Raw genomic sequence first — 24988 nt, 5'->3', positions numbered from 1 at the left:
ACCCATGATCTACCTGGACAACGCCGCGACGACCCCGGTGCGCCGCGAAGCACTCGAGGCCCTGTGGCCGCATCTGACCGGCAGTTTCGGTAACCCGTCGAGCCACCATCAGGTCGGCGAAGCTGCGGCGGCCGCGCTGCTGGAGGCACGGCGCAGCGTGGCGCAGTCGCTCGGGTGTCGTCCCGGCGAGGTCGTGTTCACGAGCGGCGGCACCGAGAGCGACAACCTCGCGATCAAAGGCATAGCGCTGGGCACCCCGCTCGGCCGCCACGTGGTCACCACCGCGATCGAGCACGAAGCCGTACTGGAATCCTGCGACTACCTGCACCGCCTGCACGGTTTCGAGATCACACTGCTGCCGGTGGATGCCGCCGGCCGCGTCGACCCCGCCGGCCTGGCCCGTGCGCTTCGGCCCGATACGACCCTGATCTCCGTGCACTATGCCAACAATGAGGTCGGCACGGTGCAGCCCCTGGCCGAACTGGCCGCTGTAGCTCACGCCGCTGGAGTTTCGTTCCATACCGATGCGGTGCAAGCCGGCGGCTGGCTCGACCTCGATGTGACGAGGCTCGGCGTGGATGCGCTGAGCCTGTCCGGCCACAAACTCGGCGCTCCCCCCGGCATCGGTGCCGTCTTTCTGCGCGGGCGTCTGGCGATCGAACCGTTGGTGCACGGTGGCGGGCAGGAACGAGGCAAACGCAGCGGTACCGAGAACGTCGCCGGGGCGGTGGCTCTGGCCGTGGCGCTCCGCCTGGCCGTCGCCGAACGCGCTCTGGTCGCCAGTCGAACCGGCGCTCTGCGCGATGAATTTATCGCCACCGTGCTGGGCGAGACCCCATCGGCCCGCCTCACCGGACACCGCACCGAACGCCTGCCGGGCACAGCGTCGTTCGTGTTTCCGGGCACGAGCGGCGAGGCGGTGCTACTTGAGCTTGAACAACGTGGCATCGTGTGTTCGAGTGGCTCCGCCTGCGCGGCCGGAAGCAGCGAACCGTCGCACGTGCTCACGGCGATGGGCTTGTCGGCCGACGTGGCTCAGACGGCGGTGCGGTTCACGCTGGGCGCTGGTACGACGGCGGAGGAAGCGGCCGCGGCCGCGGCATCCGTTCGTGCTGCTGTCGCTGCGGTGGCCCGGCTCGGTGGGTAGCAAATTTTTCCCCGGTAGCCCACAGCATGACCTGATATTGTCAGGACAACTAACCAAAGCTCTTGGCATGTCAGTGAAGGGGCCACATGAGCGCGCAGGAAGAAAACACCCTCCCCATGGGAATGTTCATGGACCTGGAACGGTCCGGCCCGATTCCGCTGTACTTTCAGGTTTCCCAGCGCATCGAAAAGGCCATTCTCAGCGGTGAGCTGCCTGCGGGTTCACGCCTCGAGAACGAGGTCGCCCTCGGCCAGCGCCTGGGCCTCAGCCGCCCAACCGTGCGCCGCGCCATCCAGGAAATCGTTGACAAGGGCCTGCTGGTCCGCCGTCGCGGCATCGGCACCCAGGTCGTGCACGGCCAGGTGACGCGCAAGGTCGAGTTGACCAGCCTCTACGACGACCTCACCAGCACGCACAAGGTGCCCTCGACCCACCTGCTGACCCTCGAATCGCAGGCAGCGGATGCGAAAACAGCCGAGCGCCTCGGCGTCGACGAGGGTAGTCAAACGTTGCACCTGCGCCGCGTGCGGCTGGCTGACGACGTGCCCGTTGCCGTGATGGAAAACTGGCTCCCCGAGGAGTTCATCGGCATCGAACCGGGTGATCTCGTCGCGCACGGCCTGTACCAGGTGTTGCGTTCACGAGGTGTCACGATGCGGGTAGCCCGCCAGCACATTGGCGCCCGCAAGTCCACCAACGAGGAGGCCGTGCTGCTGGAGATCGAGAAGAACTCGGCCCTGCTTACGATGGACCGCACGGCGTTTGACAATTCGGGCCGCGCGGTTGAGTTCGGTCAGCACTGCTACCGCCCCGACCTGTACTCCTTCGAGGTGACGCTGGTCGAGAAGTAGCGCAACGACGTCTGGCCGCCTGAACCCCCACAGGGTCAGACGGCCAGATTTTTTCCTGAGGCGAGCTAGGCGCGAGCGAGCTCGTGCGCCAGCGCGTCGAGTTCTGCTCCGCCTGCCATGAGCTTGGTCATTTCCTCGATGGTGATCTCGCTCTTCTTGAAATCGCCGAGGCTGGTTCCGCGTTTGAGCAGCAGAAACCGGTCGCCGACGGGATAGGCGTGGTGCGGGTTGTGCGTGATGAAAACCACGCCGAGGCCGCGGTCGCGGGCCTGCGCGATGTATTTGAGCACCACACCGGCCTGCTTGACGCCCAGAGCGGAGGTCGGCTCGTCGAGGATGACGACCTTCGCGCCGAAGTACACGGCGCGTGCGATGGCCACCGACTGGCGTTCACCGCCCGACAGGGTGCCGATCGGCTGGTCGACATCGCGCAGGTCGATGCCCATCTTGGCGAGCTCTTCCTTGGTGATCCGGCGCATGCCCTTGACGTCCAGCTGGCTGAACGGGCCGAACCCGCGAGTCACCTCCGAGCCCAGAAAGAAGTTTCGCCAGACCGGCATCAGCGGAACCACGGCGAGATCCTGGTAGACCGTCGCGATCCCCAGATCCAGGGCCTCACGCGGGCTGCCGAAGATGCGCTCAATCCCGTAGGCGAGCAGTTTGCCCTGGGTGTGGGCGTGCGCCCCGGACAGAATCTTGATGAACGTCGACTTTCCGGCACCGTTGTCCCCCAGCACACAGAGGACTTCACCGACCCCGACCGAGGCCGACACACCCTGCAGCGCCAAAATGGAACCGTAGGTCTTGCCGATGTCCCGAACTTCGAGAATGGGCGGGGCAGCGGATGCTTCTGCGTGCGTCATGAGCGAACTCCTGCCTGGCGGCGTACATAGAGGTTGACGAGCACGGCCAGCAGCAGCATCCCACCGAGGAAAGCCTTGAGCCAGTTGTTGTCCCACTGGGCAAACACGATGCCCTGCAGGGTCATGCCGTAGATGAGGGCACCGAGCGCCGCACCGATGGCCGAACCGTAGCCGCCGGTCAGCAGGCAACCACCGACGACGGCACAGATGATGTAGATGAACTCCTGGCCGATGCCGGTGGTGGCCTGCACCGTGGATACATCGAACAGCTGCAGCATTCCGACCAGCCACCCGGCACCGGCCGTGGTCATGAACAGGCCCATTTTAACCTTCATGACCGGCACGCCGACCTGGCGGGAGCTGGTGATCTGTCCACCGACCGCAAAGATCCAGTTGCCTGCGCGGGTACGCAGCAGAATCCAGGTGGCGAGGGCTGTAATAGCGAGCCACCAGACGATGGAGATCTTTACGTCCATGCCGAACAGGCTGAAGGAAGAGCCAAAGAACACCCTGACGGCATCGAAGCCGGGCACGGCGCTCATGCCCTGAATTGATACGGTGCCGGTGATGATCTTCGTGACGGCAAGGTTCACTCCCTGCAGAATGAAAAAGGTGGCGAGCGTCACGATGAAGCTCGGCAGGCCGGTCTTCATCACTACGAAGGCGTTTGCCGCACCGATGGCCAGGGCGATAGCCAGGGCGATGACGAGGGCGAGCCAGATATTGACGCCCCACTCGGTCGTGACGATCCCAACGATCAGTCCCGTTGTACCGACCATGGCACCGGCGGAGAGGTCGAACTCTCCGCCGATCATGAGCAGGGCCACCGCGACGGCCATGATACCGAACAGGGATGCGGAGTAGAGCCAGGTGGCCACGCCCGCCGGTGTCAGAAACGCCTGCGTTGAGACCGAGAAGAAGATGAAAATGGCGAGGGCGGCAACCGCTGCGCCGACCTCGGGTCGGCGCAGCAGCGTGATGATCAGGCCGGCGGGCTTGATCCGTTCATCGGTCACCGCGGATGCGGTGAGAGTCATCGCGTTCCATTCTTCGCGAACTTCGCGACCTGATCGGCGTTGTCCTTCGTGACGAAGCCGGGGCCGGAGTAGACCGGCAGACCGCCACCGACAACATCGCCGTTGCGCGCCTGCAGGGTGAGGAACGTCACCGGGAGGTAGCCCTGGGAGTAGGGCTGCTGGTCGACGGCAAACAGGATCTTGTCGTCGAGGATCAACTGGGTGACGTCGGAGGACACGTCAAAGGTCGCCAGTACGGCTGTGCTGGCGGCTTCCTCAAGCGCCTGGCTGGCCGCGACGGCGATGCCCGGGTTCAGGGTGAGCACGCCATCAATGGACGCGTCCGCCAGAAGGCTGCTCTTGATGGTGTTCTGAGCGTCCGCGACGTTCGCGACGTCGACCTGAACGTTGGTGACCGTGCCGCCGAGGGTGTCAGCTGCTCCATCGCAGCGTTCTTCCAGTCCGGTGTTGCCGGCCTCGTGAATGACGCAGATGACATTGCTGACACCGGCATTGGCAAGCTGCTCGCCCGCACCCTGGCCGGCGATGAATTCACTCTGACCGATGTGGGTCTGAGCACCGAATTCCCTGGACTGGTCGAGGCCGGAGTTGATGGTGATCACCGGGATGCCGGCGGCGACCGCCTTGTCAACCGCGTTCTGGACACCGTCGGGGTTGGCCATAGAGACGATGAGACCGTCTGGGTTCGTGGCGATAGCTGCGTCGATCAGCTGGCTCTGCTTCACCGGGTCGCCATCGCCTTGGTACGTGACGGTGACCCCCAAATCGGTGCCGGCCTGCTCCGCACCGCTCTTAACGACGTCCCAGAAGGTATCTCCCGGGGAGCCGTGGGTGACGACCGCGATCGTGATCTTGTCGCCGGATGCCGCGGCGTCGGTGGTCGTGGTGGCCGCAGTGTTGGTGGTGGCCGTGCAACCGGTAAGGGCGAGGGGCAGGACGACGAGCGCCGTCATCCAGCGATATTTGAGCTTCATGAGTGAATCCTCCATTGGATGCATGTGAATAGTGCTGTGTGTGGTGCGGGTGGTGCTGTCGGGACTGAGATGTTTTAGGGAGTCGCCAAACCGGCGATAAAATCGATGCTGGTGCGCACATCAGAGAGCGGGCCCTGGCCGACGGGTGGGTTTTCGGTCAGGATGGTGTCCTGCTCGAGCACGTAGTAGCCCGCATAACCGGCCGCCTCCAGCGAACGAACGATCGATGCGATGTCGATATCGCCGGATCCGAGCGGCGCGTACAGGCCCAGGCGCACTGCGTCGGTGTAGCTCAGGTCCTTGCGCTGTACCCGCTCGGCCAGTTCCCGGCGCACGTCCTTGAGGTGTACGTGGCTGATCCTGGCGGCGTTGCTGCGAGCCAGCTCAACCGGGTCGGTTCCACCGATGAGAAGGTGCCCGGTGTCGAGGCAGAGCCCGATCTGGGAGCCGTTCAACACCCGCGCAACATCGTCGCTCGATTCGATCATCGTTCCGACGTGCGGGTGGATCGATGCCACCACGCCACGTGCGGCTGCCGTTTGCACCAGACGATCGAGGTTGACGAGCAGTGTGACCCATTCCTGCTCGCTCAGCGCCGGCCTCGAGTCGTAACCGACCTGGCCGGTGTCGGCCGAGAGAACGAGCCGGGTTGCCCCGGCCGCGACGAACGAGTCGAGTTCAGCTTCGATAGCCGGAACGGGATCGATATCCACGTCGTGCAGCACAATCGGCACGAATCCGCCGACGGCCTTCAGCCCGGCATCGGAGAGAGTCGCCGATTTGTCGCTGGGACTAGCCGGAAGAAATCCTTCGGGGCCGAATTCCGTGGCCACGACACCGAGGTCTCGCATCTCGCCGAGAACGCGCTCGGGGGTGAGCTGAAATCCCCAACCGGGAACTTCGCACACGCCCCAGGAAATCGGTGCGGCAGCGATGCGGCTTAGGAGATTAGCGGATGCCTCGACCACGTTCAGCGCTTGACTTCATCGAGGCGCACCGGGCGACCTTCGGCACGGGACAGTTCGGCGGCCTCGGCGATGAAGAGCGCTTCGAGGGCGTCCCGCGGGGTGCACGGACTTGCGGTTTCACCCGCAGCGACAGCGACGAATCGGGCGAGCTCTGCTGCATAGGCGGGAGCGAATCGTTCCTGAAAGTTCGGCCAGGCCGACTCAGTGGGAAAGCTAACGCCCGGCTCAGCGCTGGTCAGTGGAACGCGCTCGTCGAGTCCGACCGATCGGTTTCCGAGGCTTCCGGCGAGTTCCATGCGCACGTCGTAGCCCGCGCCGTTGTAGCGCGAGCCCTGCACCGTGACCAGCGTGCCATCGTCGAGGGTGAGCAGGGCGGCGGACTCGTCGACGTCGCCGGCGTCGGCGAAGAAGGGGGCACCGCGGTTGGCGCCGGTCGCGAATACCGTAGCAACCTCGCGGCCGGTGACCCAGCGCAGAATGTCGAAGTCATGGATGTGGCAGTCGCGGTAGATTCCACCGCTGGTGGGAACGTACTGCGCCGGCGGTGGAGTCGGGTCGCAGGTCAACAGATGCATCCGACGCAATTCGCCGATGTCACCCGCCTGCAGGGCACGCTTGGCTTCCACATAACCAGCGTCGAATCGGCGCTGGAATCCGATCTGCACCGGAACGTCGCGACGCTCGACCTCTTCAACGAGCGCGATGCTCGAAGCGAGGCTTTCGGCGAGTGGCTTCTCACAAAAGGTGGGGATACCGGCGCGCACGGCCCGCACGATGAGCTCGGCGTGGGCCGAGGTCGGGGCGGCAATCACAATGCCGTCCGGCTTCGAGGCGAATGCATCGTCGATCGTGGCGGATTCTGAGCCGACCGAAGCGGCAGCGGCAGCGGCGCGGGCTGGGTCGAGGTCGGCGATCAGGAGGTCGGTGACACCGGACTGTGCCTTCAACGTGCCGACGTGGGAGAGCCCGATCCTGCCGGCACCCAGAACTACGAATCGCACTTTATTGCCTCCACATAAAATTTGTTTTATTGTCCTAATGTTGTCGCTTTTGACCACGGTATACGGTTGCCAAACCGCCGTCAAGTGTTTGTCTTGACATACGAACAAATCTTTTCGACATGGGCTAGGCCCCTAGATAGGGGCGCTGATTTTCACGCTGCGCTACGTATTCCGCTCGTGCTTGTGTCGTGCTCTCGAGGACAGAGGCTTCGGCCACCGGCACGTCCCACCAACTCTCCGTATCGGGCGAAAACAGGAGGGGGTCGCTATTGATATGAATCAGGGTCGCCGTTGTGGAAGCCTTCGCCGTTGCCACAGCCACGACCAGTTCAGCGATGGCGTCTGGCCCGGGCTCTACCCTGATCACGGCTATCCCGAGACTTGCCGCGTTGGCAGCCAGGTCGATCGGCAGCGTTACCTCCGTTTCAAAATTGTTGTGGGACTTGTCCTGAAAACGGTATTGCGTGCCATAGCGCTGCGAGCCGACTGTGTCGCTCAGATGGCCGATGGACGCGTAGCCGTGATTTTGCACGAGCACGATGATGAATTTTAGGCCCTCCGCCACAGCCGACACGATCTCCGTGTGCATCATGAGATAAGAACCGTCGCCGACCATGACGATCGAGTCGCGATCCGGGGCAGCCCGCCGCACACCGATGCCTCCGGCGATCTCGTACCCCATGCAGGAGAAGCCGTATTCCACGTGGTAGCCGAGTTCGTCGCGTACCCGCCAAAGCTTGTGCAGGTCGCCAGGCAGCGAACCGGCCGCGCACACGACGACATCGCGCGGGTCGGAGGCCTGTTGCACCGCACCAATGATCTCGGACTGGGCCGGCAACGGCCGCCTACTCGGGGCGATGGCCGCATCGACGACCGAATTCCACTCCACCTTCTCCAAGCGGATGCGATCGGCGAATTCAGCGTCGACCCGGTACCGATCGAGACCCACGGTGAGCTCAAGGAGTGCTTCCCGGGCATCCGCTACCACCGAAATTGCCGCGCCATGCTTGATCGCGTCGAAGGACGCGACGTTGATGTTGACGAAGCGCACGCCGGGGTGCTGGAAGGCGGTGCGGCTGGCGGTCGTGAAGTCGCTGTACCGCGTGCCGATCCCGATGACTAGGTCGGCGTCACGGGCGATGCGGTTGGCGGCCGTGGTGCCGGTAGCACCCACCGCGCCGAGGCACTGTGGGTGGTCCCAAACCAGGGATCCGACGCCAGCCTGTGAGGTTCCGACAGGAATCCCGGTCAGCTCGACGAACGCGGCGAGCGCCGCAGCCGCATCGGAGTAGATGACGCCGCCACCGGCGACGATCATGGGGCGTTTAGCCTCAAGAATAGCGCGCACGACCTGGTCGATGATGCCGCGATCCGGCCTGGGGCGACGGATCGGCCACTCCCGATCGGCGAGAAACTCCACCGGCACGTCCAACGCCTGCGCCTGCACGTCCTCGGGGAGGCATAGCGTGACCGCGCCGGTTTCGATCGGATCAGTGAGCACCCGCAGGGCGCCGATGGCCGCCGAAAACAGCTGTTCAGGGCGCTGCACCCGGTCGAAGAACCGCGACAGGGGCTTGAAGGCATCGTTCACGCTGATGCTCGCGTCGTTCGGAAGTTCTAGCTGCTGCAGCACCGGGTCAGCCGCCCGGGTAGCGAACGTGTCAGAGGGAAGGAGCAGAACGGGCAAACGGTTAATTGTCGCGAGGGCGGCACCGGTGAGCATATTGGTGGCACCCGGCCCCACCGAGGCAGTGCAAGCGAAGGTCGACCGACGCCGACGCATCCTGGCGAAAGCCACAGATTCGTGTACCATCCCCTGCTCGTTGCGCGCCTGGTGATACGGCATCAGCGAGGGGTCCTCGACGGAGAGCTGTTTGAGGGCTTGGCCGATGCCGGCGACGTTTCCGTGGCCGAAGATGCCGAAGGTGCCCACGATGGTGCGCTCGCGCACATCGCCGTCGACCGTGTACTGGTGGGCTAGAAACTCAATGAGCGCCTGGCTGACTGTCATACGACGAGTAGTCACTGCGTTGTGTCCTTTCGGGTACTGCCGGTCGCTGCCGGAGAAATCGGATTATGACGTGTACGGAAGACGGGAATCAAATTCCTGGCCCACCCAGGTGTCGCGGATCCAGCCGTGCGCCGGATCATCGCGGATGCGCCACGAGCGGTCGGGATCCGGCCCGGCCATCACGTTAAGGTAGTAGAGGTCGTAGCCGGGGGCTGCGACGCACGGGCCGTGCCAGCCGAATGGCACGAGGGCGACGTCGCCGGTGTGCACCTCCGCCATGATGTCGATGTCTCCGGCCTCGGAGGAATACGTGCGCATGAGGCCGACCGGCTCGCCGTCTCCGGCGCGACCTGGCCACGGGTGACTGCGGTCTCGAAGTAGTAGATCTCCTCGAGGCTCGACTCCACACCGGGCGCATATTCATCGTGCTTGTGCGGCGGGTAACTTGACCAGTTCTCGGCCGGGGTGATCACCTCACACACGATCAACCGGTCGGCCGCGAGGCTGGCCGGGGTGCCGAAGTTGTGCACTTGGCGGCTCGAGCGACCAGCCCCGCGCAGCTCGATCGGGACATCCGCTACCGGAAGGTAGGCCACCGGAAGCGCCTGGTCGGTCGGCGCCTCGGCCACCGCCACCCGGCCAGCACCTTCGATCGAGAGCGCGGTGCCGGTGGGCAGGTAGAGCGTGTCAGTGGGGCCGTGAAAAGCGGATGCCCGCCCCGCGAGCACCTGAGAGCGTTCCTCGGTCTCGCCCGCGAGGGTGTAGCGCACCGTGAACGACCCTGCGAGAGGAACCACGATGCGCTCCACGGCCTCCGCAGCCAGCGTCCGGGCGTCGCCCCCGGCGAGGGCCGCGACGCGGATACCGGTGTACCGCCATCCGCTGATGGCCCTGTCGACGACGGTTTCCCAGCCGTCGCGTTCGAGGGAGCCCAGGGCGTAGAACCAGTCAGCGGATGGGGTTGTCATCGTTAGTTGTTCTCGGGGAAGCCGAGGTTGATGCCGCCGTGGCTCGGGTCGAGCCAGCGGCTGGTGATGGCCTTGCCGCGGGTGAAGAAGTGCACGCCCTCGACGCCGTGCGCTTTGGTGTCGCCGAACAGCGAGTTCTTCCAACCGCCGAAGGAGAAGTACGACACGGGCACCGGGATCGGCACGTTGATGCCGATCATGCCCACCTCGATCTCGTTCTGAAAACGGCGGGCAGCGCCACCGTCGTTGGTGAAGATGGCGGTTCCGTTGCCGAAGGCGCCGGAATTGATCAGGTCGACGCCCTCCTCGAAGCTCGCCACCCGTACCACCGATAGTACCGGTCCAAAGATCTCTTCGGTGTACGCCTTGGACGTCACCGGCAGGGCATCGATCAGGGTCGGGCCGAGCCAGAACCCGTTCGGGTCGCCGTCCACCTCGATGCCGCGGCCGTCGACGACGATGTTGGCGCCGTCTTCCTTCGCGATCTCGATGTAGCTCGCGACCTTGTCTCGATGCACCTCGGTAACGAGTGGACCCATATCGCAGGAACGACGTCCGTCGCCCACGGTGAGGGTATTCATGCGGGTGACGATCTTCTCGATCAGCACGTCGGCGACGGGCTCGACCGCGACGATCACGCTGATGGCCATGCAACGCTCCCCTGCGCTACCGAAGCCGGCGTTGATAGCGGAGTCGGCCACGAGGTCGAGGTCGGCGTCGGGCAGCACCAGCATGTGGTTCTTGGCACCACCGAGGGCCTGGATACGCTTGCCGTGGCGGGTGCCGGTTTCGTAGACATACTGGGCGATCGGGGTCGACCCCACGAAGGAGATGGCCTTCACGTCCGGGTGCTCGAGCAGGCCATCGACGGATTCCTTGTCACCCTGCAGCACGGTGAATACACCGTCGGGGAGGCCGGCTTCCTGGAGCAGCTTGGCCATCCAGATGGCCGCACTCGGGTCTTTCTCGCTCGGCTTGAGGATCACCGAGTTTCCGGCCGCGAGAGCGAGCGGAAAGAACCACATGGGCACCATGGCCGGAAAGTTGAACGGGCTGATCACGGCAACGACGCCGAGCGCCTGGCGGGTGGAGTACACGTCGACGCCAGTCGAGACGTTTTCGGAGTAGTCGCCCTTGAGCAGGTGCGGAATGCCGCAGGCAAATTCCACGACCTCCTGGCCGCGGGAGATCTCACCGAGCGCGTCGGAGAGTACCTTGCCGTGCTCGCTCGTGATGATCTCGGCCATCTCGCCCTTGCGGGCGTTCAGCAGTTCGCGAAAGCTGAACAGAACCTGCTGGCGCTTGGCCATGGACAGGTCGCGCCAGGCTGGAAAGGCGGCCTTGGCGCTGGTGATGGCGGCCGCAATCTCGGCCTGGTCGGCGAGCGAAACATTCTTACTCACCGTTCCCAGCGCCGGGTCAAAGACCGGCGCGGTGCGGCCGGAGGTTCCCGGCTGTTCCTTTCCGTCGATCCAGTGCGCGACGAGGGCTAAATCCGTGACGATTGCGGGCATGGGTGCTTCCTTCTGGACGAGAGTGGATGAGAGTTTTTAGGCGCCGTGAACGAGTGCGGCGGCGGTGTCGATGGCTGCTTCGACGTTGCCATCGCTCGGGTAGAGCAAGCTGCGACCCACGACGAGGCCGCGCACGCCGGGAAGCTCGAGGGCGTTGCGCCAGGATTCGAAGGTTTCGTCCTGGTCGCCCACCGGGTCACCGCCGAGGAGCAGGGTCGGCAGGGTGGTCGCCGCCATCACGCGCGCCATGTCGGAAACGACCGGCAGCTTCAGCCACGAGTAGGCGCTGGAGTTGCCGAGGCCTTCGGCGATGGCAATCGAGAGGATGACGGCATCCGCCGTGAGGTCGTTCTTGACGCGACCGTCGACCCAGGAGCTCATGAACGGCTCCAGCATGATCGGGATGCCGGCCGCAGCCGCTTCGCTCACGGCGATAGCTGTGGCCTCGAGGGTGGCGAGCGAGCCGGCATCTTCGAGGTTGATGCGCACGAGATTCTTTGCGAAGTCGAGGCGGTCGCGCTTGATGTTGTCGATGTCGTAGGCAGTGTAGCGGTCATCCATCTCGAAGGACGAACCCCACAAGCCACCGCGGTTCATCGACCCGACCACGATCTTATCGTCGAGCAGACCGAGCAGGGCAAGGTCGTCGATGATGTCGGGGGTACCCAGCACGCCGTCAACGCCCGGGCGGGAGAGTGCGGTCGCGAGGCTTTCGAGCAGCGCATAACGGTTGGCCATGGCGGTGGCATCTTTACGCACGCCGAGGGCGCCCCGTGCACGATGATCGGCGGCCACGATGAACAGTCGGCCATCGCCCTGAATCAGGTCGCGCCGGGCGCGGCTCGCTAGAATCTCGCCGATGCGCTCAGGGTGCGCCGCGCGGGCATGCCGCAGCGCGTCGAAGTCAAGCCTGGTCATGCTGACAATCCCTTCAAGATTTCTTCAACCTCAGTGGTCGTGGGCATGGCGGTAGAACATTCCCGGCGGCCGGCGACAATGGCGCCGGCCACATTGGCGAATTGCAGAATACGGCGCAGCGGCCAGTCCTGCAGCAGTCCGTAGCAGAGGGCCCCACCGAAACTGTCGCCGGCGCCGAGGCCGTTGACGACGTCGACGAAGTACGGCGGCACCTCAACGGTTTCGGTACGAGTCTTCGCGAGCACGCCCTTTGGACCTTGTTTGACGATGGCCAGTTCGATGCCGCGTTCCAGGAGGGCATCAGCGGCCCGCAGCGGTTCCGTCTCGCCGACGGCGACCTCACACTCATCTTTGTTACCGACGGCGACCGTGACCTGGCTGAGCGCGTGGGCAACCTGAGCGCTCGCCTCTTCGGGCGATGCCCAGAACATGGGCCGGTAGTCGAGATCGAGAATCGTCAGCGGGCTTCGGCCGCGGGCCTGCCAGGCTGCGAAATGAGCGGATCGGCTCGGCTCTTCGCTGAGGCCGGTCACGGTCGACCAGTAAACGCGGGCGTTCCTGATGGCGTCGAGGTCGAGTTCGTCGGGGTTGATGACCAGGTCGGGAGCTTTCGGCGCCCGATAGAAGTAGAGGGGAAAGTCGTCGGGCGGAAATATCTCGCAGAACACGACGGGGGTGTTGAGGTTGGCGACCCCCGAGACGAATTCGTCGCTGACGCCCAGGCGCACGAGCTCCTGGTGCACGTAGTTGCCGAAGGGGTCGTTACCGGTGCGGGTTATGACCGCCGAGTTCAATCCGTGGCGTGCAGCGGCGACGGCAACGTTGGTCGCGCTGCCACCGAGATACTTGCCGAACGTTGACACGTCTTCGAGGCCGACACCATCCTGCAACGGATAAATATCGACGCCGACGCGGCCTATGGTCAGTACATCGTGGGGGGTTCGCGGTGAAGTCGTCATACGTCGATGTACAACTTTCTGTACTAGGAGTGGTCGGCTTAGCGCCGTCCCTCCACAGTAGCCGCCTCAGCGCTTAATGTCATGACATATTGACAAAAAGTTTTTCAAGCCGGTGTGAGCAGGTCATAACGCCTTCTGGCTTGACGGTGCGCCGAATCTGACCACATTGACATGCCCATCGCGCCGCATCTAGCCTGCAAATGGCTGTTCATCCCCATCGGGGTGCGGCCATCCCCCGATCGCGCCAGCGCGCGTGCACACTCGCCTCAAAGAAGAGAGACCCACCGTGACGGCTACCGCCCCACAAATTCGCACGGAGAAAGGGCTGGCGCGTGTGGCCCAGTCTCTCGCAGGCTGGACTCAGAAATGGTTTCCGGATGCGTATATCTTCGCCCTGGTCGGTGTACTCCTCGTCGCCGTCGCCGCCCTGGCTAATGGTTCAAGCCCGCAGACCATCGTCGATTCTTTCGGCAACGGCTTTTGGGACCTGACGGCGTTCACCCTGCAAATGGCTATGGTCGTCCTGACCGGGTACGTCGTGGCGACATCCCGACCCGTGGCTCGGCTGATCGATACGCTTGCGGCTGTGCCCCAGTCAGCCGCAACCGCGGTCAGCTTTGTCGCGTTCCTGTCTATGTCCGTTTCTTTTGTCAATTGGGGCCTGAGCCTGGTCTTCGGCGGCCTGTTGGCGCGAGCCATTGCCCGCCGAACCGATCTTCGTGTGGACTACCGCGCGCTGGGGGCCGCCGCGTTCATGGGCCTGGGAGCAGTCTGGGCGCTGGGCATGTCCTCATCCGCCGCACAACTCCAGGCCACGGCAACGTCCCTGCCGCCGGCCCTTCTGCAGGTCACCGGCGTACTCGACTTCGGCACGACGATTTTCACCTGGCAGTCGCTCACCATGTGCGCGATCATCATTGCCCTGACAGTACTGATCGCGCATTTCTCCGCTCCGCGTGGCGACGCCATTCGAACAGCACAGGATCTTGGCGTGGACCTCAACGACGAGCCGGAGCCGGCCGCGCCACGCTCACGACCCGGCGAATGGCTTGAGTACAGCCGCATCCTTCCCTTCCTGATGGCGCTCTTGACGTTGGGTTGGCTCGTGTCGCAGTTCGTGACGAGTCCCGTCTTGTCGGTGGTCAGCAGCCTGAATGGGTACCTTCTGGTTTTCCTGATGCTCGGGCTCGTGCTCCACGGAACACCGCGCAAGTTTCTGCAGGCCGTGTCCAAGGCCGTTCCTGCCACTGCCGGAATCTTGGTTCAGTTTCCGCTTTACGCGGCCATGGCAGCAATTCTGACCCGGGCAGTCGGAAATGGGGGCATGACCGTCTCGGAGCACCTGGCCGAATTCTTTACCAGCGTGGGCGGGGGCGGCGGCTTCACAGTGATCGTCGCGCTGTACACGGTCATCCTGGGAATCTTCGTTCCTTCGGGCGGTGGTAAATGGTTGGTGGAAGCACCGTATGTCATGCAATCGGCCACCGATGTTCAGATGAACCTGGGCTGGACGGTGCAGGTGTACAACGTGGCCGAGGCATTGCCCAACCTCATCAACCCGTTCTTCATGCTGCCCCTGCTCGCGGTCCTTGGCCTCAAAGCACGAGATTTGGTGGGATTCACCTTCCTGCAGTTCATGTTCCACCTGCCGGTGGTATTGCTTCTGGTCTGGCTGCTCGGACGAACCTTCGAGTTCGTGGCACCGGTCATCCCCTAGGGCGCCGGCGAAAAAGCGAGGAGAGTTCCTGATCGGCTCCTCGTTGCCTGACTACATTCGGGCACGAAAAAGCCCCCGGAACCAAGGGTTCCGGGGGCATCTGTTGCGGGGGCAGGATTTGAACCTACGACCTCTGGGTTATGAGCCCAGCGAGCTACCGAACTGCTCCACCCCGCGCTACAAGTACAAATTTAGCACACCCTCAAAGCACGGTTGACCACTTTGGGTTGGTATCGCAAGAAACTACTCAAATTTGACCTCATTTGGTATCGAATACCATCGGCTCAACGAGCGCAAGCCCCCACCCGAAACGGGTGAGGGCTTGCGGCCGGTCTTGCGGTGGGACTATTCGCCGAGCAGGGCGAGCATGCTCGCGATCGTCTCGGCGAGCTTGGCGTCAGCGGTGCCGTAGTCAGCGAAGTTGCCGGCGGCGAGTGCGGTTGCCTTGTCGGCGAGCGCCGTCTTGGCGACGGCGAGAAGCGACTTGAGTTGGGCATCCGTTGCCGCATCGCCGGTCGACTCGGTCGGCACGTCCGCGCCGCCGGTAGCACCATCGGTCGTGCCGCCCGTTGCGCCGTCCGTGGCAGCCGGGTCCGGCACGGCCGTGTCACCGGCTGTCGCACCCGAATCGCCACCAAACAGTACATCGAGGGCACCGTTGAGGGTGTCTTCGAACGCGATCTGATCGCCGAAGGCCACGAGCACCTTCTGTAGCAGGGGGTAACTGGTCTCACCGGTTGACTTCACATAGACCGGCTGCACATAGAGCAGGCCGCCACCGACCGGGAGGGTCAGCAGGTTTCCGTTCAGTACCGTCGAGGATCCCTGCCGCAGCAGGTTGAGCTCAGTCGAGACCGTCGGGTCGGCGTTGAAGACGTTTTGCACCTGGCCGGGGCCGGGCACAGTGCCGTCCTTGGGCAGGTTGAGCAGCCTCAGCTTGCCGTATCCGTCGGCACGCACACCGTCCGCGGATCCAGCATCGGCATCTACGGCGAGGTAGCCATAGAGCACGTTACGACTGGATTCGCCGGTGGCTTCCGGCTGGAAGGTCGTGTACAGCGAGAATGACGGCTTGTCCGATCCGGGCACCTGCATGGTGAGGTAGTACGGCGGCTGCAAGGTGGGGTTGGTCGGCGGAGAATCCGGGTCGTTCGGTGAGATCCAGGCGTCGTCCTTGGAGTAGAACGAGCCGGGGTCGGTGACGTGGTACTGGCCGAGAATGGCGCGCTGCACTTTGAATAGGTCGGCCGGGTAGCGCACGTGACTCATCAGGTCGCCGGTCATTTCGCTCATGGGCTTGAGCGTCGAGGGGAAGATCTTCTGCCAGGTCTGCAGCAGGGGCTCCTTGTCGTCCCACGCGTAGAGGGTGACTTCGCCACTGTAGGCGTCGACGGTGGCTTTGACTGAGTTTCGCATGTAATTGATGCTGTCGAGGGCGTACGGCTGCGGTGGAGTCTGCGTGTCGGCGATAGCCTCACTCAGGCTCACCGGCGTCGAGTAGGGGTAGTTCGCCGAGGTTGTATAGCCGTCGATTATCCACTTGACTCGACCATCAACGACCGAGGGGTAGGCGTCGGAATCGAGCGTCAGGTACGGTGCAACCTTTTGCACGCGAGTGACCGGGTCACGATCGTAGAGAATCTCCGACTTGTCGTTGACCGATGAGGCCAGGAAGATCTGCTCAGACTGGAACTTGAGCGCGTAAATGAGCTTCTTGAACGCGTTGTCGAGTTTCGGTCCGCCGTCTCCGGAGAACGTCGAGTAGGTCTGTCCAGCACCCTCTGCCCCCGACGGATAGTCGAGTTCGATCGGGTTGGCACCCTCTTCGGCTCCGACGATGGAGTACTCGGGCGAGGTTTCGCCGAAGTAGATGCGCGGTTCGAAGTCGCCGAGGGCGCCACTGGTGGGAATGCCGGATTCGAGGAACACCGGCTGGCCGTCGACCGAGCGCTGGTTGCCGTAGGCAGCCACGACACCATAGCCGTGGGTGTAGACCGTCTTCGAGTTGACCCAGGTGTTGCCGGTATTCAGACCGTCGATATTGAGGTCTCGCACGGCGACGACAGTGTCCTGGGACACTCCGTCGATCATGTATCGGTCGACGTTCAGGTTGTCGGGGAACTGATAGTACTGGCGGAACTGCTCGAGCTGGCGGAATGAGTCGCTGACCAGGGCCGGGTCGAGGATACGAATGTTCGCCGTCGTCGCGGCGTCCGCGCGCAGGGCGCCAGGTTCGGCGGTGGTCTTCGCGTTGTACGGAATCTCCTCGATGTCGGCCACACCATAGGCATCCCGGGTGAGATCGATATTGCGCTCGATGTATTGAGCTTCGAGCGCCTTCGCGTTCGGCTCCACCTGGAAACGCTCAACGACCCAGGGGTAGAGCGAGCCGATCAGCAGGCTCGACACGATGAGCAGGGCCGTGCCGATGACCGGCAGGCGCCAGCGGCCAATGATGGCCGTGAGAATGAAAAGCAGGGCGACGACGGCGGCGATTCCGGCAAGAATGGCTCGGCCGGGGATAGTGGCGTTCACGTCGGTGTAGCCGGCGCCGGTGATGAGCGAACCCTGGCTGGTGAGAGTGGAGTACTGGTCGAACCAGATACTCACGGCCTGCAGCAGCAGGTACACGCCCGCCGTGACGGCGATCTGCACGCGCGCAGCCTTGGAGATGAGCACCTCACGGCCGGATACCCGGATGGACCCGTACAGGTAGCTGGTCGCTACCGTGACGAGGGCGGAGATGAGCACGACAGCGGATGCGAAGGCGAGCACGGCCTGGTACAACGGCAGGTCCATCAGGTAGAAGGAGATGTCGAAGTTGAACTGCGGGTCAACGCGCCCGGTCTCGGTGCGGTTGAGCCATATGAGCACCGTCTGCCAGCGAGTGGCGGCTGCCACGCCGGCGAACAGGCCGAGAAGGGCGGGGATGCCATACATCGCGAGGCGACGCAGCGGCTCGATGACCTGCTGGTAGCGGTCAAGCTGCGAGTTGAGCTTCGCATACACCGGGCGCAGCCGGTAAGCCAGCTGGATGCTCACCCAGACCGGCACGGCCATGGCGACGAACCCGATCAGGAACAGCACGGTGCCGGCGATCCACTGGGTGGTCAGCACATTGAGGAACCCGAGTTGGTCGAACCACAAGACATCGGTATATAGTCCGGCGAAGATAAAGAACAGGATCACCAACCCCGCGATAATTGCTGCGGAAATTGCTAGCGGGGCTCGGCCGCGCCGGGGGGCGTTGTCGGCTGCTGATGAACTCACGAATTGGCCTCTTGCGCTCAGTCATTAGGTACAGGGTGATCATTAACCGCGTGATCAGGGTCGCGGTCTATCTTACTTAAGCACCCCTGAGAGAGTCACCATTACCGAGCTGTCGTAAGTTTTTCCTGCGACGCTAACTCGTTGGACAGGTCGGGACCCCGCTCGTGTCGCCGGTCTTGATCGCATCCAGGGCGGCCAGGGCCTCATCGAGGGTGGCAATGGAGAACACGGTCAGGCCGTCGGGGATATTGCCGGTCACCTCGTCGCAGTTGCCTGCCGGAGCCAGAAACCAGCTCGCGTCATTCTCGACGGCGCCGTACAGCTTCTGCTGGATGCCGCCGATCGGGCCGACCGCACCGGACTGGTCAATCGTGCCGGTACCGGCTACGTTCTCGCCGCCTTGCAGCTCTCCGGGGGTGAGTTTGTCGATGATTCCAAGCGCGAACATCATGCCGGCGCTCGGTCCGCCCACCTTGTCGAGTTGAATCTGCACCTCGAACGGAAAATCGTAAGCGACTGAGACGTTGACCCCGGCCACGACCGTGCCGTCGCTATCGATCGGGGTGACCTCGACGGTGCGCGCTACGCCGCCTCGCCTGATGTCGAGGCTGGCCGCCGTCTCGGCGCCGTTGGTCTGCAACGCGGCGCGCAGTTCCGCGACGTTGACGACCGGCGTTCCGTTCACCGCGGAGATCTGATCCTCGGGTTCGATCACGCCTGCCGCCGGGGAGCCATCGGGCACGCTGACCACCGTGACTGTCGTTGGGTAGTCGTAGCCGAGATGAGTGAGGGCCGCGGCGATGGCATCCTGTTGGGAATTGATCATGTCGGCGCTGGAGCGCGCATCCCGTTGTTCGGTGCTGACATTGGCGGGAAACACCTGGTCGATGGGGAGGACGGCTTCACTCGGATCGAGCCATGCTCCGGCGACGCTAAGCCAGTTCGGGCGGTTCTCCCGGTTGCCGAGCAGGGATACCGTGAGCAGGTCGAGCGTGCCCTTGGTCGGGTAGACCGTCTCACCCGGGATGGTGATGAGGGCGGTCTCGACGTCGTCGGCATCGGTGGCGGAGCCGAGAGTGTTGTAGACCGGTCCGGGCTTTTCGATGACGTAAGGGGCCGGCATGACGCCGAGAATCACTCCGGCGACGAGGGCGATCAATAACGCCGTCCAACCGATCGAGGGGCGGCGACGCCGTGCACCCTGGGGTGCCGGTGGGTCATCGGTGAAGAGAGCCACCGTGCTCCTTCCGTATTGGTTCCTGCCAGGTTCCGGGTCGTGTTCGCGACGGGCGCACTGCAAGCCCTTCAGCCTAGGATATTTCCCAGCCCCGAGCGGGCTACTCGCACTAGCGTAGAAGAATGCAACTGAGAGGGGCCTGAAGTGGCCGACGACTCCCTACCCCCGAACGACCAGAACCCGAGCGAGCCCGGCGATAACACGCCCAGTGACGAGTTCCGTGACATGCTGCGCGACATTCTGAGCGGCAAGAGCGGTATCGACCCGGGCCAGCTCGCCAACGCGGCCGGTCTGCCCAGCGACCCGGCCAGTGTGGCGGCTCTTATGCAACAGCTCCAGGGCGCTATGAACTCCCAAGGCACCGGTGTGGACTGGCAGATTGCGCTCACCCAGGGCCAGCAGCGAGCGGCTAACGGCCAGCTCACGGCGACCGACGAGCAGCAGACCCAGCTGCGCCAGGCTTTTCACATCGCGGCCCTCTGGCTTGACGACGTCATCTCCGTGGCCGAACTGACCGTTGAACCCCGGATGATGACCCGTCGCGAGTGGGTCACTGCGACCATGCCGTTGTGGACCCAGCTGGCCGAACCCGTGGCAACGAGTATTTCCGACTCGCTCACCCGGGTCTTCGCCGAACAGGTGCCCGAAGAGATGCAGGGCATGGTGGCCAACGCGAGCCAGCTCGTACGCAGTATCGGCGGCACCCTCTTTGCAATGCAGCTCGGCCAGGTCGTCGGCCAGCTGGCCAGCGAGGTCGTCAGTGGCGGCGACGTCGGCATTCCGCTGCTCGGCGAGCAGCAGGCTGCCCTGCTCCCCCAGAACGTTTCCGATTTCGGCGCCGGCCTCGACGTTCCCACCGACCAGGTGCAGATCTATTTGGCTGTGCGTGAGATTGCCCACGCCCGACTGTTTCGGCACGCCCGCTGGCTGCGCCTGCACCTGACCAGCGCAGTCACGGCGTATGCGCGCGGTATCAGCATCGACTCCAGCCGTCTTGAAGAACTCGCCGGAAGCTTCGACCCCTCCAACCCGGAAGACCTGCGTCAGGCCATGGTGGACGGTTCGCTCATCCAACAGAAGTCCGAGTCGCAACTTCTGGCGCTGTCGCGCCTCGAAACGATGCTCGCCCTGGTCGAAGGCTGGGTTGATGTCGTCACCGCCCGCGCCACGATCCGGCTGCCCAAAGCCGATGCCATCGCCGAGACCGTCAAACGCCGCCGGGCTTCCGGCGGTCCGGCCGAATCCGCTTTCGCGACCCTCGTCGGTCTCGAACTGCGCCCGCGCCGACTGCGGGAGGCCGCAGCGATGTGGCAAGCCGTGACGGATGCCGTCGGCAACGAAGCGCGCGACGCCCTCTGGTCGCACCCCGACCTGCTGCCCACTGAGCAGGACATCGACGATCCAAAGCAGTTGATCGCCCGCCTGACGAGCGCAGCACGCGGCGAGCCCGAGGTGCTCGACGACGTCGATCAGGCCCTCGAAGACCTGCTGCGCGATGACGGTGCCGAGCGCCCACACGAGGCATAGACGCGCGCAACGTTGCCGCAACCTTTGCTGGGATACCGTCGTTCAACGGACGAGATCTCCCAAACGAAGGAGTTCGGCAATGACAGTAACCGAGAGCAATACGAGAACATCCACCCGGGTGCCGACGACCATGCACGCGGCCGTCGTGCACGCCGCCTTCGGCCAGGCCATCGGAATGACCCGTCGGGGCGGCACCATCGTCTTCAATGGCCTGCCGCCCGGAGACTTTCCCGCCCCGATCTTCAACATCGTGCTGAAGGGCCTCACCATCCGCGGCTCCATCGTGGGTACCCGTCAGGACATGGAAGAAGCCCTGCAGTTCTACGCTCGCGGCCAGATTCACCCCACGGTCTCCGAGCGTCGCCTCGACGAAGTCAATGAAGTGCTCGACGAGATGAAGCACGGCAAGATTGACGGTCGCGTGGTCATCCGCTACTGATATCCGGTGCGGGCGGCGTTACCGTCGAATCCCAATATTCCTGCGTGACCGCCCGCACCCCCTTGATAACCAGCCTGTGGAGAACTCGATTAGCCGGGGCCATGTGCGTCATCATGTCGGCATGGCCCTCCGACTGAATCCTCGATACCCCCTGGTGTGGCGCACACCGGATTGCGTACAACTCGGCATCGACCACGCCGTTGTGCGGATCGATGGGCTCACTGCCGCCCACGAGGCCGTGCTGTCAGCCCTCGCCGCCGGGGTACATCGATCAGGTGCGATGCTGCTGGGAACGCTGGCCGGAGCATCCGCTGCCGAGGTGACGCATCTGCTCGAACTGCTCGAGCCGGCGCTGCTGTACATATCAGACGATGCGGAACCTCCGGTCGCGCCGTTGCCCCGCACCGTGCTCGTTGATGGTATCGGAACGACCGCTTTTCGCGTGCGCACCCTGCTGGCCAACCTCGGAATCGAGGAGCCGCTACCCGGCACTGAACCAGAACTGGCAGTGTTGGTCGGACAGTACGTCTTCTCACCGGCGCGTCACGGGCGCTGGCTACGCCGCGACATTCCCCACCTGCCGGTGGTGTTCAGCGACAGCGCCGCCCGGGTCGGACCGCTGGTCGAACCGGGCCTTGGGCCCTGCCTGACCTGTCTCGAACTCGCGCACGTCGATGACGATCCCGCGTGGCCGGCCATGGCCTGCCAGCTGGCCCCGCGGCAGGCTCCGAGCGAAACACCCCGGCTGAGCTTTGAGGTGGCCGCCCGGGTAGCCGGGCTCGTACAGGATCGCCTCGAGACCGGACGGTCAGCGGTGTTCGCCCGGTCGTTGCGCATTGACGCCGTCTCCGGCACCGTTACGCGGAGCGTGCACCGGCTCCACGAGCGGTGCGGCTGTCAAGCTCTTGCAGAAAACGAGATCGTTCCCGAGGCGCACGAGCCTGCACTCCCGAGGACGACCAGCTCAGCGTGAGCCGCCTACGGGCCCGCGTGATGCCGACGTAGAGCAGTCGGCGCTCCTCGTCTATCTGCTCGAAGGTACTTGCATAGCTGATCGGGACCAGTCCTTCACTCAGGCCGACCACGAACACGACATCCCACTCGAGACCCTTGGCCGAATGCATGGTGGCGAGTGTCACCGCCGAGACGGTCGGTTCGTGCTGGCCGGCCTGGCGTTCCATCAGGTCGTCGGTGAACTGGCGAAAGGTGGTGCCGGCGGTGGCCTGGTCGACCAGGCCCATCAGGGCATTGAGCGATTCCCACCGAGCTTGCACTGCGCCGCGCGTCTCCGGGGCGGTCTGGCTCCAGCCGAGGGACCGCAGCACGTCGCTGACCGACTTGAACAGCGGTTCTCCGATGATCGAAACGGATGCCGCGCGCAGGCTCATCACGGCCTGCTTCACTTCCGGCAGGTCGAAGAACCGTTTGGCGCCGCGAATCTGGTAGCTCACCCCGACCTCGGTCAGCGCTGTTTCAAGTAGTGCCGCCTGCACGTTGACCCGGAACAATACGGCCATGTCTTCGGGTTTGGTACCGGTGCCGATGAGCTGCAGAATCTGCTCCGCGACACCGCGGGCCTCGGCCATATCCGAGGCGTAGCCGCGCACGTTCGGATCGGAGCCGGTGTCGGATTGTGCGGCGTGCAGGGTCAGTGCGCCGGAGCGGCCGCGCATGAGCTGGTTCGCGGTAGCAACGATGGGCGCGGTCGACCGGTAGTTCTGCTCGAGCCGCACCACGGTGGCATCCTCGTAGTGTTTGGGAAAGTCGAGCAGGTAGTCGCTGCGGGCACCGGCGAAGGAGTAGATGGTCTGGCTGGCGTCGCCGACGACGCAGAGATCGCGGCGGTCGCCGAGCCACAGGGCGAGCAAGTCGTGCTGCAGTGGCGAGACGTCCTGATATTCGTCGACGACGAAGAACCGGTACTGCTCACGAACCTGCAGTGCCACCGACGGTTCGGCCTCGATCATGCCGGCCATGGCGAGCAGCACGTCTTCAAAGTCGATCTGCTTGCGATCGTCTTTGAGCTTCTCATAGGTCTGTTGCAGGGCGACGACCTGGTCGATGTCGAGCCGTCCTGGCAGGCTGCGGCGGGCGATGCCGGCCGCATACTGCTCGATGCTCAGGCCGCTGGTCTTGCGCCACTCCACCTCGGCCGCAAGGTCACGCAGGGTGGCCGTATCGATTTTGAGGTGCAGTGCCTCGGCGGCGTGCCCGAGGATGCGACCCTTTCCGTCGAGGATGCGCGGTGCCTGCCCGCCGACCACGTGTGGCCAGAAGTAGTTCAGTTGAGATAACGCTGCAGCGTGGAACGTGCGCGCGGCCACTCCCCCGGCACCGAGCTGCCGCAGGCGCCCACGCAGTTCCGCTGCCGACCGGCTCGTGAACGTGAGCGCCATGACCCGGTTGGGAGCGTACGCGCCGGTCAACACGCCGAGCGCGATGCGGTGGGTGATGGCGCGGGTCTTGCCGGTGCCGGCGCCGGCGAGCATGCAGACCGGGCCGATCAGCGCTTCGGCGGCAATGCGCTGTTGTTCATCGAGGCCCTCCAGCAGCGAGTCGGCGGTCACCGTCACGGGCGAATCAGTTCCGTCGAGGCCGGCAACGGGGCGCCGAGCCAGCGTTCGATCATGGCGTGCGCTATTGACGAGCGACCGGGCAGCAGCAGCCACTCGCCTGCATCGACCAGCTCTTGCCGGGTGAACCAGCGCAGCGCCAGAATCTCAGCACCGTCGGGCAGCAGATCACGGGCCCGCTGGCCGTCGGCGAGGCGAGCGGTGAACCCACACATGACCGAGGCCGGGAACGGCCACGGCTGAGAGCCGACGTAGGCCGGATCGGTCACACGCAGGCCGGACTCCTCGAACATTTCGCGAATCACGGCCGCTTCGAGGCTTTCGCCGGGTTCGACGAATCCGGCAAGTAGCGAGTAACGGTTGTTCTCCCACATCGCATTGGAGCCGAGCAGGATGCGGTCGTCGGCGTCGGTGATGAGCACGATCACGGCGGGGTCGGTACGTGGGAACACCTGGCTGTTGTCCACCGGGCAGCGACGCACCCAACCGGCCTCCTCGACCACTGTTGCGGCGCCGCAGCGCGGGCAGTGCGCGTGCGAGGCGTGCCAGTTGAGCACACCGAGGGCCTCGGTGAACAGACCGGCGTCACGGTCATTGAGCACGGTCGCGACCATTCGAAGGTTCACCCAACGGCTCTCGTCGGGCTCCAGCCGGGCCGCAGCGTCGTCGTCGAGTTGCGCGGCGACAATTCGGGTGCCGGTCGGCTCAGGCAGGTCGGTCGGCAGGGACCGGCCGAGGTAGACGCACAAGCCGGGATTCTCCCGACTCATCGCCACGCTCGTCGGAGGCAGCAGGACGAGGTGTGCGGCGCTGGTCGAGTCGTTTGGCGCGAGCAGTATCTTGCCGTGCCAAACCGGCAGAACGCGGGTGGCGGCATCCGCCCAGAGCTGGTCGAACAGCCCGGGAATTGCGCGGCTCAGGTGGTCGCGGTCAACCGCGTGGCGAGACAGCGGCAACCGAGTCGTGAAAGTGAACGACATGGTCATCTCCGAGCTCTGCGAGAACGTGGGTGTG

Annotated in this window: 19 protein-coding genes, 1 tRNA gene and 1 pseudogene; 6 read left to right on the top strand and 15 right to left on the bottom strand. The window is 64.3% G+C overall.

The genetic code is table 11. The features are described 5' to 3' along the window. Positions 1 to 4 precede the first annotated feature (4 nt). A complete protein-coding gene (locus E3T27_RS05490; protein WP_134571852.1) occupies positions 5 to 1147 on the top strand; it encodes a cysteine desulfurase family protein in 1143 nt (380 codons plus the stop codon). A gap of 86 nt (positions 1148 to 1233) precedes the next feature. After that, a complete protein-coding gene (locus E3T27_RS05485) occupies positions 1234 to 1998 on the top strand; it encodes a GntR family transcriptional regulator (RefSeq protein WP_134571851.1) in 765 nt (254 codons plus the stop codon). A 65-nt stretch (positions 1999 to 2063) separates the two neighbouring features. Here E3T27_RS05485 and E3T27_RS05480 read toward each other — a convergent pair whose 3' ends face one another. The 10 genes and pseudogenes from E3T27_RS05480 to iolC form a co-directional block, all read right to left on the bottom strand. After that, positions 2064 to 2861, bottom strand: a complete 798-nt coding sequence (locus E3T27_RS05480) for an ATP-binding cassette domain-containing protein (protein WP_104197561.1) — start codon at positions 2859 to 2861, stop codon at positions 2064 to 2066. Beyond that, positions 2858 to 3898: an ABC transporter permease gene (locus E3T27_RS05475; protein WP_134571850.1), complete on the bottom strand. Its 1041-nt coding sequence runs from the start codon at positions 3896 to 3898 to the stop codon at positions 2858 to 2860. The genes E3T27_RS05480 and E3T27_RS05475 overlap by 4 nt, the downstream gene beginning before the upstream one ends. Then, entirely contained in the window at positions 3895 to 4872 is a 978-nt protein-coding gene (locus E3T27_RS05470; RefSeq protein WP_134571849.1) for a sugar ABC transporter substrate-binding protein, read from the bottom strand. The genes E3T27_RS05475 and E3T27_RS05470 overlap by 4 nt, the downstream gene beginning before the upstream one ends. A gap of 74 nt (positions 4873 to 4946) precedes the next feature. After that, positions 4947 to 5840, bottom strand: coding sequence for a TIM barrel protein (locus E3T27_RS05465; RefSeq protein WP_174722182.1), 894 nt, complete (start codon positions 5838 to 5840; stop codon positions 4947 to 4949). Positions 5841 to 5842: 2 nt separating this feature from the next. After that, on the bottom strand, positions 5843 to 6841 hold the full coding sequence (locus E3T27_RS05460) for a Gfo/Idh/MocA family protein (RefSeq protein ID WP_134571848.1): 999 nt from the start codon (positions 6839 to 6841) through the stop codon (positions 5843 to 5845). Positions 6842 to 6965: 124 nt separating this feature from the next. Further along, the gene (iolD, locus tag E3T27_RS05455; RefSeq protein ID WP_134571956.1) at positions 6966 to 8852 is read right to left on the bottom strand and encodes a 3D-(3,5/4)-trihydroxycyclohexane-1,2-dione acylhydrolase (decyclizing); all 1887 of its coding nucleotides are present in this window, start codon (positions 8850 to 8852) and stop codon (positions 6966 to 6968) included. 63 nt (positions 8853 to 8915) lie between these two features. Further along, positions 8916 to 9820, bottom strand: a pseudogene (gene iolB / locus E3T27_RS05450) (5-deoxy-glucuronate isomerase). Positions 9821 to 9822: 2 nt separating this feature from the next. After that, a complete protein-coding gene (locus E3T27_RS05445) occupies positions 9823 to 11334 on the bottom strand; it encodes a CoA-acylating methylmalonate-semialdehyde dehydrogenase (RefSeq protein WP_104197555.1) in 1512 nt (503 codons plus the stop codon). 36 nt (positions 11335 to 11370) lie between these two features. Next, complete coding sequence (locus E3T27_RS05440; RefSeq protein ID WP_134571847.1) at positions 11371 to 12252, bottom strand: class I fructose-bisphosphate aldolase; 882 nt, start codon at positions 12250 to 12252, stop codon at positions 11371 to 11373. Then, a complete protein-coding gene (gene iolC / locus E3T27_RS05435; RefSeq protein WP_104197553.1) occupies positions 12249 to 13211 on the bottom strand; it encodes a 5-dehydro-2-deoxygluconokinase in 963 nt (320 codons plus the stop codon). The genes E3T27_RS05440 and iolC overlap by 4 nt, the downstream gene beginning before the upstream one ends. 334 nt (positions 13212 to 13545) lie before the next feature. Between iolC and E3T27_RS05430 the strand changes: the two genes are divergently transcribed. Next, complete coding sequence (locus E3T27_RS05430) at positions 13546 to 14928, top strand: short-chain fatty acid transporter (protein ID WP_233200857.1); 1383 nt, start codon at positions 13546 to 13548, stop codon at positions 14926 to 14928. Positions 14929 to 15031: 103 nt separating this feature from the next. Here the strand turns inward: E3T27_RS05430 and E3T27_RS05425 are convergent. From E3T27_RS05425 to E3T27_RS05415, 3 genes are all read right to left on the bottom strand, one after another. Next, a tRNA-Met gene (locus E3T27_RS05425) sits at positions 15032 to 15105 on the bottom strand. A 168-nt stretch (positions 15106 to 15273) separates the two neighbouring features. After that, positions 15274 to 18198, bottom strand: a complete 2925-nt coding sequence (locus tag E3T27_RS05420; RefSeq protein ID WP_233200856.1) for a UPF0182 family membrane protein — start codon at positions 18196 to 18198, stop codon at positions 15274 to 15276. A gap of 133 nt (positions 18199 to 18331) precedes the next feature. Continuing rightward, complete coding sequence (locus E3T27_RS05415; RefSeq protein WP_134571846.1) at positions 18332 to 19435, bottom strand: YlbL family protein; 1104 nt, start codon at positions 19433 to 19435, stop codon at positions 18332 to 18334. A 225-nt stretch (positions 19436 to 19660) separates the two neighbouring features. On the opposite strand from E3T27_RS05415, the gene E3T27_RS05410 reads away from it, so the two are divergent. From E3T27_RS05410 to E3T27_RS05400, 3 genes are all read left to right on the top strand, one after another. Further along, on the top strand, positions 19661 to 20962 hold the full coding sequence (locus E3T27_RS05410; RefSeq protein ID WP_134571955.1) for a zinc-dependent metalloprotease: 1302 nt from the start codon (positions 19661 to 19663) through the stop codon (positions 20960 to 20962). Next, positions 20931 to 21401 (top strand): zinc-binding dehydrogenase, encoded by a 471-nt coding sequence (locus E3T27_RS16925; protein WP_241992134.1) that lies wholly within the window; start codon positions 20931 to 20933, stop codon positions 21399 to 21401. Before E3T27_RS05410 ends, E3T27_RS16925 begins: the two co-directional genes overlap by 32 nt. Before the next feature lie 121 nt (positions 21402 to 21522). Then, on the top strand, positions 21523 to 22374 hold the full coding sequence (locus tag E3T27_RS05400) for a hypothetical protein (RefSeq protein WP_134571845.1): 852 nt from the start codon (positions 21523 to 21525) through the stop codon (positions 22372 to 22374). On the opposite strand, the gene E3T27_RS05395 is transcribed toward E3T27_RS05400, so the two are convergent. Both E3T27_RS05395 and nudC read right to left on the bottom strand, forming a co-directional pair. Further along, positions 22259 to 23968 (bottom strand): ATP-dependent helicase, encoded by a 1710-nt coding sequence (locus tag E3T27_RS05395; RefSeq protein ID WP_134571954.1) that lies wholly within the window; start codon positions 23966 to 23968, stop codon positions 22259 to 22261. The genes E3T27_RS05400 and E3T27_RS05395 overlap by 116 nt on opposite strands. 2 nt (positions 23969 to 23970) lie before the next feature. Beyond that, positions 23971 to 24954 (bottom strand): NAD(+) diphosphatase, encoded by a 984-nt coding sequence (gene nudC / locus E3T27_RS05390; protein WP_134571953.1) that lies wholly within the window; start codon positions 24952 to 24954, stop codon positions 23971 to 23973. Positions 24955 to 24988: the final 34 nt, after the last annotated feature.

This window comes from Cryobacterium lyxosi, from assembly GCF_004403345.1.
GTDB lineage: Bacteria > Actinomycetota > Actinomycetes > Actinomycetales > Microbacteriaceae > Cryobacterium > Cryobacterium lyxosi.
The sequence above is the reverse complement of the archived record's forward strand: the minus strand, read 5'-3'. Positions and strand labels throughout refer to the sequence as shown.

What these genes read in the sequence shown, in the direction of transcription:
- E3T27_RS05490 (WP_134571852.1), top strand. Translation starts at nt 5, where the DNA reads ATGATCTACCTGGACAACGCCGCGACGACCCCGGTGCGCCGCGAAGCA.
- E3T27_RS05485 (WP_134571851.1), top strand. Translation starts at nt 1,234, where the DNA reads ATGAGCGCGCAGGAAGAAAACACCCTCCCCATGGGAATGTTCATGGAC.
- E3T27_RS05480 (WP_104197561.1), bottom strand. Translation starts at nt 2,861, where the DNA reads ATGACGCACGCAGAAGCATCCGCTGCCCCGCCCATTCTCGAAGTTCGG.
- E3T27_RS05475 (WP_134571850.1), bottom strand. Translation starts at nt 3,898, where the DNA reads ATGACTCTCACCGCATCCGCGGTGACCGATGAACGGATCAAGCCCGCC.
- E3T27_RS05470 (WP_134571849.1), bottom strand. Translation starts at nt 4,872, where the DNA reads ATGAAGCTCAAATATCGCTGGATGACGGCGCTCGTCGTCCTGCCCCTC.
- iolD (WP_134571956.1), bottom strand. Translation starts at nt 8,852, where the DNA reads ATGACAGTCAGCCAGGCGCTCATTGAGTTTCTAGCCCACCAGTACACG.
- E3T27_RS05445 (WP_104197555.1), bottom strand. Translation starts at nt 11,334, where the DNA reads ATGCCCGCAATCGTCACGGATTTAGCCCTCGTCGCGCACTGGATCGAC.
- E3T27_RS05440 (WP_134571847.1), bottom strand. Translation starts at nt 12,252, where the DNA reads ATGACCAGGCTTGACTTCGACGCGCTGCGGCATGCCCGCGCGGCGCAC.
- iolC (WP_104197553.1), bottom strand. Translation starts at nt 13,211, where the DNA reads ATGACGACTTCACCGCGAACCCCCCACGATGTACTGACCATAGGCCGC.
- E3T27_RS05410 (WP_134571955.1), top strand. Translation starts at nt 19,661, where the DNA reads ATGCTGCGCGACATTCTGAGCGGCAAGAGCGGTATCGACCCGGGCCAG.
- E3T27_RS16925 (WP_241992134.1), top strand. Translation starts at nt 20,931, where the DNA reads ATGACGGTGCCGAGCGCCCACACGAGGCATAGACGCGCGCAACGTTGC.
- E3T27_RS05400 (WP_134571845.1), top strand. Translation starts at nt 21,523, where the DNA reads ATGGCCCTCCGACTGAATCCTCGATACCCCCTGGTGTGGCGCACACCG.
- nudC (WP_134571953.1), bottom strand. Translation starts at nt 24,954, where the DNA reads ATGTCGTTCACTTTCACGACTCGGTTGCCGCTGTCTCGCCACGCGGTT.